This window comes from Kribbella sp. NBC_01505 (genome assembly GCF_045040285.1).
GTDB lineage: Bacteria > Actinomycetota > Actinomycetes > Propionibacteriales > Kribbellaceae > Kribbella.
The window spans coordinates 6,346,652-6,357,980 of sequence record NZ_CP109425.1; the positions used below are offsets into that span (position 1 = coordinate 6,346,652).

At 63.2% G+C, this 11,329-nt stretch carries 23 protein-coding genes; 1 reads left to right on the forward strand and 22 read right to left on the reverse strand.

Annotation, left to right across the window (positions count from 1 at the left end; genetic code table 11):
* Positions 1 to 23 precede the first annotated feature (23 nt).
* The 20 genes from OG474_RS29915 to OG474_RS30010 form a co-directional block, all read right to left on the reverse strand.
* A complete protein-coding gene (locus OG474_RS29915) occupies positions 24 to 389 on the reverse strand; it encodes a hypothetical protein (protein ID WP_405056935.1) in 366 nt (121 codons plus the stop codon).
* On the reverse strand, positions 386 to 640 hold the full coding sequence (locus tag OG474_RS29920; RefSeq protein WP_405056936.1) for a hypothetical protein: 255 nt from the start codon (positions 638 to 640) through the stop codon (positions 386 to 388). The genes OG474_RS29915 and OG474_RS29920 overlap by 4 nt, the downstream gene beginning before the upstream one ends.
* The gene (locus OG474_RS29925; RefSeq protein ID WP_405056937.1) at positions 637 to 948 is read right to left on the reverse strand and encodes a hypothetical protein; all 312 of its coding nucleotides are present in this window, start codon (positions 946 to 948) and stop codon (positions 637 to 639) included. Before OG474_RS29925 ends, OG474_RS29920 begins: the two co-directional genes overlap by 4 nt.
* On the reverse strand, positions 948 to 1,187 hold the full coding sequence (locus OG474_RS29930) for a hypothetical protein (RefSeq protein ID WP_405056938.1): 240 nt from the start codon (positions 1,185 to 1,187) through the stop codon (positions 948 to 950). Before OG474_RS29930 ends, OG474_RS29925 begins: the two co-directional genes overlap by 1 nt.
* The gene (locus OG474_RS29935; protein ID WP_405056939.1) at positions 1,177 to 2,364 is read right to left on the reverse strand and encodes a hypothetical protein; all 1,188 of its coding nucleotides are present in this window, start codon (positions 2,362 to 2,364) and stop codon (positions 1,177 to 1,179) included. The genes OG474_RS29930 and OG474_RS29935 overlap by 11 nt, the downstream gene beginning before the upstream one ends.
* Positions 2,365 to 2,568: 204 nt before the next feature.
* Positions 2,569 to 2,952 (reverse strand): hypothetical protein, encoded by a 384-nt coding sequence (locus tag OG474_RS29940; protein ID WP_405056940.1) that lies wholly within the window; start codon positions 2,950 to 2,952, stop codon positions 2,569 to 2,571.
* Positions 2,949 to 3,428: a toprim domain-containing protein gene (locus OG474_RS29945; RefSeq protein WP_405056941.1), complete on the reverse strand. Its 480-nt coding sequence runs from the start codon at positions 3,426 to 3,428 to the stop codon at positions 2,949 to 2,951. The genes OG474_RS29940 and OG474_RS29945 overlap by 4 nt, the downstream gene beginning before the upstream one ends.
* Before the next feature lie 22 nt (positions 3,429 to 3,450).
* Entirely contained in the window at positions 3,451 to 3,831 is a 381-nt protein-coding gene (locus OG474_RS29950; RefSeq protein ID WP_405056942.1) for a CHC2 zinc finger domain-containing protein, read from the reverse strand.
* A complete protein-coding gene (locus tag OG474_RS29955; RefSeq protein ID WP_405056943.1) occupies positions 3,828 to 3,974 on the reverse strand; it encodes a hypothetical protein in 147 nt (48 codons plus the stop codon). Before OG474_RS29955 ends, OG474_RS29950 begins: the two co-directional genes overlap by 4 nt.
* Positions 3,971 to 4,492: a hypothetical protein gene (locus tag OG474_RS29960; protein WP_405056944.1), complete on the reverse strand. Its 522-nt coding sequence runs from the start codon at positions 4,490 to 4,492 to the stop codon at positions 3,971 to 3,973. The genes OG474_RS29955 and OG474_RS29960 overlap by 4 nt, the downstream gene beginning before the upstream one ends.
* A 16-nt stretch (positions 4,493 to 4,508) precedes the next feature.
* On the reverse strand, positions 4,509 to 5,255 hold the full coding sequence (locus OG474_RS29965; protein WP_405056945.1) for an AAA family ATPase: 747 nt from the start codon (positions 5,253 to 5,255) through the stop codon (positions 4,509 to 4,511).
* Positions 5,256 to 5,328: 73 nt separating this feature from the next.
* Entirely contained in the window at positions 5,329 to 5,772 is a 444-nt protein-coding gene (locus OG474_RS29970) for a hypothetical protein (RefSeq protein WP_405056946.1), read from the reverse strand.
* Between the two features lie 89 nt (positions 5,773 to 5,861).
* Positions 5,862 to 6,239, reverse strand: a complete 378-nt coding sequence (locus OG474_RS29975) for a hypothetical protein (RefSeq protein WP_405056947.1) — start codon at positions 6,237 to 6,239, stop codon at positions 5,862 to 5,864.
* Positions 6,240 to 6,257: 18 nt separating this feature from the next.
* On the reverse strand, positions 6,258 to 6,425 hold the full coding sequence (locus OG474_RS29980) for a hypothetical protein (RefSeq protein ID WP_405056948.1): 168 nt from the start codon (positions 6,423 to 6,425) through the stop codon (positions 6,258 to 6,260).
* Entirely contained in the window at positions 6,422 to 6,628 is a 207-nt protein-coding gene (locus tag OG474_RS29985) for a hypothetical protein (RefSeq protein ID WP_405056949.1), read from the reverse strand. The genes OG474_RS29980 and OG474_RS29985 overlap by 4 nt, the downstream gene beginning before the upstream one ends.
* Positions 6,625 to 6,813 carry a hypothetical protein gene (locus OG474_RS29990; RefSeq protein WP_405056950.1) on the reverse strand — a complete coding sequence of 63 codons (189 nt, stop codon included), beginning with the start codon at positions 6,811 to 6,813 and terminating at the stop codon, positions 6,625 to 6,627. Before OG474_RS29990 ends, OG474_RS29985 begins: the two co-directional genes overlap by 4 nt.
* Positions 6,810 to 7,337 (reverse strand): hypothetical protein, encoded by a 528-nt coding sequence (locus tag OG474_RS29995; RefSeq protein WP_405056951.1) that lies wholly within the window; start codon positions 7,335 to 7,337, stop codon positions 6,810 to 6,812. Before OG474_RS29995 ends, OG474_RS29990 begins: the two co-directional genes overlap by 4 nt.
* Positions 7,338 to 7,466: 129 nt before the next feature.
* Complete coding sequence (locus tag OG474_RS30000; RefSeq protein WP_405056952.1) at positions 7,467 to 8,579, reverse strand: hypothetical protein; 1,113 nt, start codon at positions 8,577 to 8,579, stop codon at positions 7,467 to 7,469.
* Positions 8,576 to 8,896 (reverse strand): hypothetical protein, encoded by a 321-nt coding sequence (locus tag OG474_RS30005; RefSeq protein ID WP_405056953.1) that lies wholly within the window; start codon positions 8,894 to 8,896, stop codon positions 8,576 to 8,578. Before OG474_RS30005 ends, OG474_RS30000 begins: the two co-directional genes overlap by 4 nt.
* Before the next feature lie 276 nt (positions 8,897 to 9,172).
* Positions 9,173 to 9,640 carry a hypothetical protein gene (locus OG474_RS30010; protein WP_405056954.1) on the reverse strand — a complete coding sequence of 156 codons (468 nt, stop codon included), beginning with the start codon at positions 9,638 to 9,640 and terminating at the stop codon, positions 9,173 to 9,175.
* Positions 9,641 to 9,783: 143 nt separating this feature from the next.
* On the opposite strand from OG474_RS30010, the gene OG474_RS30015 reads away from it, so the two are divergent.
* Positions 9,784 to 10,083 carry a hypothetical protein gene (locus tag OG474_RS30015; protein ID WP_405056955.1) on the forward strand — a complete coding sequence of 100 codons (300 nt, stop codon included), beginning with the start codon at positions 9,784 to 9,786 and terminating at the stop codon, positions 10,081 to 10,083.
* Positions 10,084 to 10,134: 51 nt separating this feature from the next.
* On the opposite strand, the gene OG474_RS30020 is transcribed toward OG474_RS30015, so the two are convergent.
* Both OG474_RS30020 and OG474_RS30025 read right to left on the reverse strand, forming a co-directional pair.
* Positions 10,135 to 10,446 (reverse strand): hypothetical protein, encoded by a 312-nt coding sequence (locus OG474_RS30020; RefSeq protein ID WP_405056956.1) that lies wholly within the window; start codon positions 10,444 to 10,446, stop codon positions 10,135 to 10,137.
* Complete coding sequence (locus OG474_RS30025) at positions 10,443 to 11,213, reverse strand: peptidoglycan-binding protein (RefSeq protein ID WP_405056957.1); 771 nt, start codon at positions 11,211 to 11,213, stop codon at positions 10,443 to 10,445. Before OG474_RS30025 ends, OG474_RS30020 begins: the two co-directional genes overlap by 4 nt.
* Positions 11,214 to 11,329: the final 116 nt, after the last annotated feature.

An 11,329-nucleotide genomic window follows, 5' to 3' on the forward strand; every position in this document is an offset into this window, starting at 1 on the left:
TCGGGCCGTTCGGGCTCGCTCGTTCATGCCTCGGGCTCTGCGAACACGTCTCCGTTGAGCTTGGCAACGATCTTTCCGACGCCGGTGTAGCAGTGGTACTCCACGGTCTTGCGTGGACGGTCGAGGACCGTGGCGGCGTCGGTCATGGACAGGTCCATGCCGTACTTCAGGAAGATTGCTTGGCGTTCTTCGCGCCGGAGATCCGTCTTCTGCCAGCCGGTGTTCATGTCGGCTAGGTGGGCATAGAGGGTGTTGGCTTCCTTCTTGTTCGCCGTACCGCGGGGCATGTCCTGCGGAGGAGCTTGCGGAGCCGGAACGCCGTACATAGCCTCGGGGTCCCAGACGGTGAACAGCAGGCGCTCGATGAGCTCTCGGTCGTAGCAACTCACCAGGACGCCACCCGGTAGTCCATCTCGGGATAGTGCGCGACCATCCGTGCGATGCAGTCGTCGAGGTGACCGAGATAGGCACCTGGCCGGCGAATGTCCCAGAAGGTCTCGATCGCGTCGCCCCGGAGTCCTTCCAGCGCGTGAGCGTTGGTTGGTGTGGCGATGATTGTCCGTTGTGGCTTGGCACCGAGTCGTCGGAGGTGGTCGCGAGCGTCGCCGGAGAAGCTTGCCGCGACAACGACGCACTTCACGCGCTCCTCCGTTCAAGGAGTTCGTCATACGACACCAAGTTGTCTTGGTGTTTGGCTCGGGTCGCGTACTGGTTCTTCAGGTCGTAGGTGAGGCGGTGGTGCAACAGGCCCATCGATCCTTCGTAGGCCACCTCCTGAAGGTCGGTTTTGGTGGCCGCGAGGATGTGAGCGTCTTGCTCCAGATCCTCGATCTCGACGGCGTGCCGGTACCGCTCGTTCTTGCTGATGGATCGGGCCGCCTGGGTAATCACGTCAGTTACGCCGTCGACGCTGAGTACCTCCCAGTCCACGTTCAGTTCGTCGTCCACTAGTTCGTCTCCTCTCCCTCGGGTGTTGCGATGTACGCCGCGAATGGACCGCAGGCAACAGAGTGCGCATTCGGGGCGCCGCCGTGGTCGCCGTCGTAGCCGGGGTTCTCGTTGAGCTCGTCGCGGTACTCGGGTTCGCCTTGGTAGACCCATCGCTGGTGGGTTGTGGGTTTGCGCCGGGCGTGCGACCACTTGCCGCACGCCGCGCACCGAAACATCCGTACGGCCTCAGGCCGCACGTACTACTTCCTTGAGGTCGGTGATGCCGTTCTTCGTGATGGCGATGACCAGACCGGGCGCGCCGATGGTGCCCTTGGCATGCCTCCACCAGGTCGACTCCGACTCCATAGCCGGTGGCTGGATGAAGGTCCGTGCACCGTCCGTGTCGACGAACTCGTGGTGAAGGTGGCCCGCCAGGAGCAGGTCAGCTCCATGCATGGCCGACTGCTTGTCGAAGGCCTGTCCACGCCACCACTCGAAGTGCTTGCCAGGACGCCAGGCGTGCCCGTGGGCGTGCGCAACGCGGGTGCCGGCGACCTCGGCAAGGACTGTGAGCTCGTCGGTGTCTGGTACGTAGAACCGCACGTGACCGAACGCCTCGGGATTGAGGCTTGCAGCGTCGGCGACCGCGATGAGCGACTCGGTGTCGTGCGAATCGTCGTACCGTGTGATCCCTTTGCCGCTGAACCGAACCGCCTCGCCATGGTTGCCCGGGACCGCGGCCATCGTGACCTTCACCGCCAGCGGCGAGAACAGTTTCAGTGCATGAAGCATCACCCGCCGGGTGAGGCGGATCTGCTCATTGAGCGTGAGCTGGGTCCGCCATACGTTCGAGCCGCTTTGGGAGACGAAGCCTTCGATGTGGTCGCCCATCCAGGCGATGTGCACGTGGCCGATGTCGAATAGCGCGTGGTAGGCGAGCAGCCGGTCTGCGGCTCGGTCGAGGCAGGCGATCGTCCGTGCGAGGGCGCCTTCGGGGCCGTCGCCGTCGATCTTTCCGAACTGCATGTCACCGAGTACGACCAGGAAGCCGTGGTCGCCGTCAGGACGGTCGAACGTCGGCCGATGGTCCTGTACCCCCGCCAGGAGCTCGTCGACCGGGACGCGCAAACGTCCGGGCGATGCGACCCGCCTGAAGGTGTATCGACTCGACTCGCCAGTGGCGCCATTGGGAGTTGTCCATTCACCAGTCTTGAAACCGGTAGCCTCCCACTCGTCCGGGTCCTCTCCCTGAGCTCGAAGGAGGGCACGGGCGGTCGTTTCGTCGCCCTGGCCAGGCTCGGCCCGCACGGTCACGCTGGCGGTATCACCGGAGATCTCGATTTGCCGGGTGAAGTACTCGTCGTTGGTCTTGGTGGCTGCGAGCTGGGGGCCTACGGGCTTGTTCAGCAGCTCTTGAAGGAGCGTGGAGGCCAAACGTTCACACTCCCTTCTGAAGTGTTCGCCGGTACGTGCGAATGGTGGATGCGGATACAGACAGACCGGCCTGACCGAGCCACCGGCTCAGCCAGTCGGCACTAGTGCCGCCGAGGAGGTGAGCGTTGAACGGCTCCTTGCAGGCGGGCGGAATCTCGGTCCACGCCTTCTGGAGCTTCGGTCCCGGCGAGCCGGGAAGGTCGTTCACCGGAAGACCGAGCTGATGTAGCGCTTGGCGAGCGAGTTGCCCGTCAAGCTTCCGTCCCAGCCGAGCCAGTAGTCGTAGGCCGGTCCGGTCAGGGGCGGGATGGAGTACAGCGCCGTCCGCCGCGCGTTATCGCTGGTGATCTTGTCTCGCCTGGCCTTCGCCTGGTCGGCTCGCAGCGCGAGCTCCTCGTCGATTCCTTCCATCGCGTTGATGTCGAAGGCGATGCTGTCGAGCAGTTCGGCGCGCCTGGCCTTGAGCTCCTCATCAGTGCCTAGGTCGACGAAGCCCTTCCCTTCGGTCAGACGGTGGTCCATCCATGCCTCGCCGATCTCGTCGCTGATCTTGGCGATCCGGTCCTGGATGTCTTCGGTGTAGGTCACGTTGCTACCGCCTCTCGTCCCAGGGCGGCGAAGATCGCGTCCGCGCCGCCTGCCATGTAGGTGTCAGTCACGTCCGCCTTCAGGCGGACGGGTTTGGCCGAGCGCAATGCCCGGGTGATCTTTGCTGTGAGCTCGGCGCCGGCATCGTCGGGATCGCCCCAGTGATAGACCCTGCTGAATCCGGCGAGCATTCGTCGGTGGCGGTTGGCCCACATGCTCGCGCCGGGTAAGCCGACTGCGGGCAGACCGAGCTTCGTCAGAATGATCCGGTCGAGTTCTCCCTCGGTCGTGTGGATCTCGTCGCCCGCCTCGAAGATCGAGGCGATGCCGTACATCCGGGGGGTGTCGCCGGGGATCGTCATGTACTTGCCGTGGCCGTAGTCTCGGCAGTTGTGCTGCTGCAAGCAGCGGAACCGGATCGTGAGCGGCCGGCCTGCCTTGTCGAGGTACGGGATCGAGAGGAAGTTCTCGAACATCCCGTGTCCGGGGAACGGATTCCTAACGACGCCAAGACGGTTGGTAACTGCTTCCGCCTGCCCGATTCCCCTTGCGTGCAGGTATTGGGCGACGGCTGGCGTAACGGCTGCCTGATAGCTTGCGGTCGCCTCCTCCAGCAGCTCCATTTGCGAGTCCGACAGAGGCCGCAAAGTCTCGCGCTCCGGCAAAGGTGAGTCCCTCCTTCTTCATGATCAGGGCGTACGAATCGCCTCCGCTTCCGCAGCTGTGGCAGTTCCACAGCCCGCGTTCGGTGTTGATCGAGCAGCTCGCCGTGCGGTCCTCGTGCAGCGGGCACTTGACCATCTGGGAGGACCGGCCCCGGTTGACCGGTACGTCGTAGTGCTCCAGAAGGTCTGCAAGATCCGGCCTCCCATCGCTCACAGGAGACCCAGCTCCTCCAGCGTTCCACCGAGGAATGCCCGCTCGACCGCGAAGATCTGGGCCGGGTCGTCGCCCTCTCGTGCGATGTCGTTCAGTGCGTCGATCTGCGCAGCCTCGTCGGGCGTGAGCAGTGTGAGTCTCATGACCAGGCCACAGCCTTCATGCTCGATGCCGTCTTGGAGTTCTCGACATCGAGCGGAATGTCGTAGTACCGGCACCCCATTGCCATCAGGCCCACGGCATCGGCGACGTTGTTGTTCGTCACGTCGGCCTTTGGGTACTTCCGGATGACCGCGGCGAGTACCTCGTCCTTGTCGGCTTTGCCGTTGTTCGCCACGTAGGCCTTGAGCGTGGTCGGGGCGACCTTCGCGATACGTACCCCGTGGCGGATCAGGGTGGTCGTGACCTTCCACCACAGGCCGGCACGCTCGTGCCCAGAGCCGCCCTTCGAGCCGAAGGATGGCGCCTCGATCACCGCGAGCTCGCAGTCGGAGCCGATGCGCTGGAGGATGTCGTGCTCGATGCTGTCGATCCGTGCTGCCGTTTCGTAGACGGTGTCAGTCTTCTTCCCCACGGTCTTGATGAGATGCGTTCTGATCTCGCCCCCGCCGTAGGTCGCGATCCCTGTTCCTGTCAGGGACAGGTCCAGTCCTGCAATCACTGCCTCACCTCCTCTGTCAGGCGACCATGCGGTTGAACGCGTGGAAGCGGGTCTTGTCTGGCTCGCACCTGAGCACAGCGAAGTTGCGTGCGGTCGCGTCCGATGGACCCATTCGTTGCTTGATGCAAGCGACCTTGTACTCCAGCGTGTTTGGGTCGAGCGCGACCGAGAGGCTCAGCTCGGGCTTCTCGGACAGGCCACCCTTGACCTGGTCTCTCGATGGAGGGTTCCAAGGATCGGCCTTGGCATCCCATGACTTGTCGGACGCGTGGTGCATCAGGATGACCGTCGCGCCAGTAGCTCGGGCCAGCTCGGTAGCGTTCGACATCACTGCCATTTGTTCTGTGTAGTCGCTTTCGGCACCCTCAAAGTCCATGACGTTGTCAAAGGCAATCACCTGCGGATAGCTGTTATGTAGCTCAACATGAGCCTCCAGCTCCTCGTCCACCTGCTGCCAGGTGATCGGGGCACCGAACGAGAAGGTGATGTTCGAGTCCTTCAGGGCATCCGTGAAGAACCCCGGATTGGTGACCATCCCTTGCTCGACCTGCTCGGTTGTCTGGCCAGTAGCCATCGAGGCAAGGCGAGACGACGCAGTGAATGCAGACATGTCGGCGCTGAAGTACAGCGTCGGCAGGTTCATCGACGCGATCCAGAACAGGGCGAAGCCCGACTTCTGTGTCCCGGATCGTCCAACGATCATGATGACTTCCCCGTACCGGGGGCGAACTCCCTTGGCATAGATCGCCGAGAAGGCGTCCACGCGAGGTAGTTCGCGCCCGGATTCGGAGTTGAGGGAGAGCGACCTCGAAGGGGTCAGCACTCAGACGGTCCGATTAGTCGAAGCTCGGGGCGTTGGCCGTTGCCTCGGCCAGAGCGGCTTCGCGATTCGTGTAGTAGCCGGCCACGGCAGTGACACGATCGGCGGGCACGTCGAAGTTGAAGACGTAGTAGTTCTTGCCGGGCTTCTTGCCGACCGTGACCAGCATTGGAACTCCGGTGCCGACGTGCTCGCGCGCCTCGCTGACCAATGCGGTCTTGTCGATCTTGCCGTCGCGGATCACCTCGAACGGCGACTGGGTCTCGATGTTCTGGGAGTTGCGGAACACGGTGATGTCCGCGACGACCACGTCCCGGAAGGTCACGTCGCCCTGGTACTCGTTGCGCTGGTTCTCAAGCACGTTCTTGGGCTCGATCATGAGGGCCAGGTCGGCGCTGTGGTCGCCCGGCTTGAAGAAGGCGCCGCCGGAGTTCTTCTGGGTCGCGAAGGTACAAGACACTACGGTGTTCTCCTGTCTGTAAAGGGATATGGGGGTACTGCGAGTGGGTCGAGTGGCTCACTGTCACTCAGGTATCGGCGGACGTACGTTCAGGCGATGAGTCGCTGAATCTCCTCGGCTCGTTCGTAGGCCGTGTACGCGTCGCCGTAGGCCATGTCGGCGATGGCGGACAGGCCGCTGAGCTCGTTGACGTGATGCGCTTCCAGGTCGTCGAGCGCCTTCTCGTGTGCGTCGACCAGTGCCTGCCGGTTCGCCTCGTACTCCGCGGCTGCCAGCGCCTGCTCCGCGCCAGCGTCACGCGCAATCTCGCTGAGCTCGGTTTCGGCTTGAGTCAGGTCGTTCACTACGCCCTGAAACACCGCTGTTGCGGCAGATTGCAGCGCCAGCGCGGCGCCGTACCGCTCTCCGAGCGTCGGCTCGGGTTCAGGCTTGCGGATTGGGACGATGGCCTTCAGGATCTGCTTCACGGGTGGGGTCCTTTCTCGTCAGTGCTTGAAGTTGGTTAGGCAGCGGGCTGGTACGTCACTTGCTGCCGAGAACTGGTACCAGTGGCAGGGGATGTGTGCGCTGGCCCAGATGAGCCCTCCGATGACGGCAGCCAGGATCATCGCCGCGAGTGCCCAGGCCAGGGCGTCCTCGACGCGCTGGCTCACGAGCTCTGCACCGGAACGTCGTCAGGCAGCTCGTGGCCGAGGCAGTGAGCGCACTGGTCGACGGGCAGCCAGGAGTAGTCCTCGCAGCGGACCACCGGCGCAGACTTCCGGATGACACCGGCAGCCCAGCGCCGCGGCGTAGCCATCTCCTCCAGCAGTGATTGGAGGACGAGGTCGTCGAGAGTCGCGATGGCGCTCGTCACTGCTGGCTCCGGATGCCGTGCTTGGACATCGTGTCCTCGACGCCTCTCGCGTAGCCGTCGTCCCAGTCGTCGCCGCCGGCCTGCTCGTAGCCGTCGCTGTAGCCCTGGTCGTAGCCCTCGTCATTGGCCTCGGCGCGCGCCGCATCGATCGTGTTGTCGTACTCGGCCCGGCTCATCGTGATCATGCCGCCACCTGAAGGGCCTTGCCCCTGACCTTGTATGCGGCCATCACGTCGGGGTTCGCCTCGAACATCGCCTTGTTCTCGGACCAGAGGCGATGGAGATCCTTGACCGAGGTCACGGACTCGATGGTGTCGAGGACGACCCGCCTCGGGTCGACCTCAGGCTCAGCAGACTTGGCCGGCTCGGCAGTAGCCTCACCAACGCCGGCCCAGGGGTCGGCGCCTGCTGCCTCAGTCTCGTTCTGCTTGGCCAGGGCTGCATCACCGGCCTGCACCTCGCCCTTGGTCGCGATGACCGCGCCAAGCTTGTTACTGACGATCTCGACCGCCTGGGCGACGCGATCGCACATCAGCCGGATCTCGTAGTCGGTTCGCCCGTCGCACTCACTCGGCTTGAGACCGAAGTAGGCGATCATCTCGGAGCGAACGAACTCACGCGCGCCGCTGAAGTTGATCAGCGACTCCTTGAACTTCTCGCCGGTCTTGAACGTGACGCTCAACCGGCCATCCATGTCGCAGGTTTCCATCCGGTAGCCGCTCCTCTCCTCGCACCGAAGCGACAGTCACACACTATCACACTCGGTTTCAAATAAAGCCCGGTTCACCCGGGCTGCTTGAGCGAGGGGGGCAGGCCCTCGCTGTTAAATCACACATTATCACACCGCTACCGCGAGAGCAAGCTCCGTTGCGAGAGCGGTCTTCGCCATCGGGATGAGGGCCTTCTTTCCGCGGTTGCGAAGGTCGCGGATCTTCGTGGCCACCTGGACGGCCTCCCACCCCATCGTGAGGTCAGCCCAGTAGAGCTCGGCCTCACCACTGCCCGCCGGCAGGTTGATGATGATGCCCCAGTCCTGGCGGACGTTGCCCATGTCTTGGCGGCAGTCCGCCAGCAGTTCGGGCTTGTGGCTGTAGAACTTTCCGCGCGAGTAGATCGCGAGCTGCATGGCAATCTTGAGTTGGCCGTAGTCGACCCGCCCGGTCTTCAGGTCGGTGATCAGCAGGTCGTCCTCACTGATCTCCTGACCGTCAGGGGTGATCAGTGGCACATAGTGAGTCGGCTCGCGTAGCCCGTCGCAGAACTCGCAGTACGGCTCGAAGCAGTAGGCGCGGCTATCCCACCTGCTCACACGGTCCGGCGTGCCGGCGACCTTCAGTTCGTCGACGACCACCAACTTCTCCATGTGGACGTGCTTGAAGTTGCGGTAGGTCCGCGTGTACGCGTCCATGTCGAGTACGTCTTCGAACGACACGTCATCGGGAAGGAACTGCCCTTGGTCCTTCAGTTCGGACAGGCTGTGCAGGTACGTTCCGCGCTCTGCCTTGACCTCTGAGCCAGCCTTTGTCTTGGCGGCCTTCGCGCGAGCGTTCAGCCAGTCGCGGCCTTCGTTCTCCTCGTCGTTGCGGTCGAGTACGCCATCCAGGAACCGCGGGTCAAGCGCGGCTCCGATGAGCACCTTGCGTTCACCCCAGGCCTGAAGGTTGGACTTGTCCTCCAGGACGTCGATGTAGGTGGTCGTGCGGGTGAAACTGCGTTCAGCTTCGCCCTTGCCCTTGCAGGTAGGGCACTGGACGGTGTTGCCCGGTCGCTTCTGGGATGGGAGTCGGCCGGACCCCACGCACTTCGGGCACTCGATCCGGATCCGCGGGCGTTCCTTGTCGTCACGCGGCACCTCGTTATCGCCACCGGCGGTGCGCTGCTGAATCCTTCCCGCGGTACTGGGCTGAGCGAAGATCGTCGGCGTCTGGGGCGATTCGATGGTGATCGTCACTCGACCACCTCGGCCAACCAGATGCGGACCGTGCCGTCATCGAGCAGTTCGCTCGGGCACTCGCCCTCGGGGATTGGCTCAAACCCGTAAGACGGCAAGGCCCTCAGCAAGATGACTAGGGCGTTCTGGCTGAAATCGGGCGCCGCGTCGAGATAGAGCTCCTCGTTCTCGGTGTCCAGGTGCAGCGTGACGCCGCCGGATGAGATGTCGACAGGGAGCAGGTTCCAGAGCTTCGGCTGAACCGAGGAAGCGACCAGCCGTAGGTGTCGCCGGCCAGTCTGCTCAGGGAAGAGATGGTAGGTGGTTGCCTCCGACATGCTGTTGTAGAACCTCCCGGTGTGATGGTGTGGCATTGCGTGAGGGAGTTTCTACCTCTTGGTGTGATGGTGTGTCAAACGGTCCCTCCGTTGGACATGGAAAAGCCCCCAGGCGGACGCCTGAGGGCTCGAACGGATGTGCGATTCCCCTGACGAGTCAAAAACATAACACTCGTCCGGTTTTCACTATGGGTAAGATTTTACGTTACTCGTCAGTTGTTATCGTTCCGTGATGTTTGGCGAGAAGTTGCTTGCAGCAACGTGCAGAAAGCTTGACTATTCGTCCGCGGGGTCCGCGTTGCGACGCTTCGTTGTCTTCTTCTCTGGCTCACGAATGAGGTCAAGGTCGATGCCTGGCCGCCGCGGGACGTACCAGAAGCCCTCGTCGGTGTCGGGGTCGTAGTGGACGACTTCTTTCGCCTTCTCGCGCTCCCGCAGCCACCCTGCTAGACGCTTCTCGTCACTCTTAGTGAGCTTGATTCCCGCTCGCTGGCGCGCAGCCGCTCGCAGCATTGCTAGCGGGTTGGCCCAGCGATGCTCCTCCTTGACTTCCCATGGGATCAGTTCGTCATCCCTGACGGTCCGCCGGACGAGATTGTTGCGGCTTCTGAAGTTGGCCCACATTGACGGCCCCGTCTCGATGCCGTACTTGGAGCGGTAGGTTGCGGCCATCCACTCGTATGTCCGCCCCTCCTCGAACCAGTCAATGACTTCTTGCTTGTTCTGAATCTTTGAAGCCGGCATGTGGCCCCCTTTCTGCGCCTGTCCCCGACATGCGGGATGCGTGCCCACCTATCCAGAGTGTGACAGTGTGCCATCACATAGTTTTGATTGTCAAGGTGTTACAGTGACATGCATCACTAGCACACCTGGGAGAATGAGGCACAGTGGCGACGATCGAGGTTGAGGTGTGTGATATTTGCCGGGAGCTCGGCAAGGAGGTGGAGGAAGTGACCGTCACGAACCAGGACGGAACGACGGTCATGATCCTGTGCACCGCAGACGCGAAACCCATTCGCGACGTGATCGCCAAGGCGAAACCCGAGCAGATCACAGACGGCACAGAGAGGCCTCCCGCTCGCAAGCGAGCAGCCAAGAAGGTTGCCGCGCGGAAGACGGCTGCCCGCCGTGGTGGAGCCAGGTCCGCGACGATCGAGGAGATCGAGGCGATGAAGAACAAGGGCTAGCTAGCCCTCAACGACGAAATGCCCCCGCTCGACGGCGGGGGCTTTGTCATGTCAGTGCTGCTCGGTGTCCTTCATGAAGGCGGGCAGGAAGCCGAGCTCCTCCAGCTTGTTCTTGACCTTCGAGATCACCAGGGTGGCGGCAACCACGATGCCGGCGATCTTGGTCTCGCTCTCGACGGGGACGCCGAGGTCGGACAGGAGCGGCACGATGACGGCGATGGTGGCCAGGAAGCCGAGCGCAACGTCGATCGCGGTGCGAACGGAGCGCTTGGTCGAGGCGGAGTTGAGATTGCGGATCTTGTCGAGCAGGTTCACATTTCCTCCAGAGGCGGTGGTGGGCTTGCGGTGGCGGGCGGTCGTCATGCGACCACCCGGAATCCGTGGTGGGACAGGAGCTGAGAGAACTTGGCCTTGGTCGCCGGACCGACGACGCCGTCCGGTGTCAGGCCGTAGCGCACCTGGAATCGCCTGACGATGCCGGTGTACTGGGCGCCGGCCTTCTTCCAGTCGGCCTTGCGGTCGGAAGCCTGGGCCGCGCGAACGAGCTGCTCCCAGACGCGAATGTCGCGGGCGGAGGCGACCTTGATCCGGCCGAGCCAGCGCACGACGACACTGGCTACTTCGAGCGCGACCTTCTGGCCGCTGTGGTAGTAGCCGCCCTTTGCGGCGTAGTCGATGAGCTTCAGGCTGACGCGTGCGCCCAGCGGCTTGCCTGGCTTGAGTGAAGCCCGGTAGCTCTCCCAGGTGTTGTGCACGTAGAGCTGGTCGCCGTCGTCCTTGCGGTTGTTCTTCAGGCCGTTCTTGCCGTTCTTGTAGGCGACGGCTTGTGCCCTGGCGCCAGCGGACAGGCTCTTGCAGCCGACCGCAATGCAGTGAATGTGGCCGACCCAGTTGCCCTGGGCTGGCGTGCGGTGCCAGGCGGCAAAGCCGACCTGTCGAAGACGGCGGACGGCCTCGGCGATCTGCGCCTTCGTCAGGTTCGTGATGCGGATGTCGAGCGCCCCACCGCCGTCGTGGGTGCCGGCGGACGCCTCGACGCCGCCCTTGTTGTAGCCGCCCTGCGTGATGACTAGTGGCGCCTCGCAGATCCGGCGCGCTTCGACGAGCATGTCTCGGGTTCGAGCGTCCATACGGAAGCCTTCGAACAGGAGGTAGTTGGCCAAGTTGGTCTTTCTCCCAACGACTTGTTTGCGGCAGACCAAAGCCCCGATGCGAGGCGTTCGCATCGGGGCTTTCGATCTGGATG

Excerpts from the sequence above, each read along its gene's own strand:
- OG474_RS30020 (WP_405056956.1), bottom strand. The coding sequence starts at position 10,446 with ATGACGACCGCCCGCCACCGCAAGCCCACCACCGCCTCTGGAGGAAAT.
- OG474_RS29945 (WP_405056941.1), bottom strand. The coding sequence starts at position 3,428 with ATGTTCGAGAACTTCCTCTCGATCCCGTACCTCGACAAGGCAGGCCGG.
- OG474_RS30005 (WP_405056953.1), bottom strand. The coding sequence starts at position 8,896 with ATGTCGGAGGCAACCACCTACCATCTCTTCCCTGAGCAGACTGGCCGG.
- OG474_RS30010 (WP_405056954.1), bottom strand. The coding sequence starts at position 9,640 with ATGCCGGCTTCAAAGATTCAGAACAAGCAAGAAGTCATTGACTGGTTC.
- OG474_RS29990 (WP_405056950.1), bottom strand. The coding sequence starts at position 6,813 with ATGATCACGATGAGCCGGGCCGAGTACGACAACACGATCGATGCGGCG.
- OG474_RS29955 (WP_405056943.1), bottom strand. The coding sequence starts at position 3,974 with ATGAGACTCACACTGCTCACGCCCGACGAGGCTGCGCAGATCGACGCA.
- OG474_RS29995 (WP_405056951.1), bottom strand. The coding sequence starts at position 7,337 with ATGGAAACCTGCGACATGGATGGCCGGTTGAGCGTCACGTTCAAGACC.
- OG474_RS30025 (WP_405056957.1), bottom strand. The coding sequence starts at position 11,213 with ATGGACGCTCGAACCCGAGACATGCTCGTCGAAGCGCGCCGGATCTGC.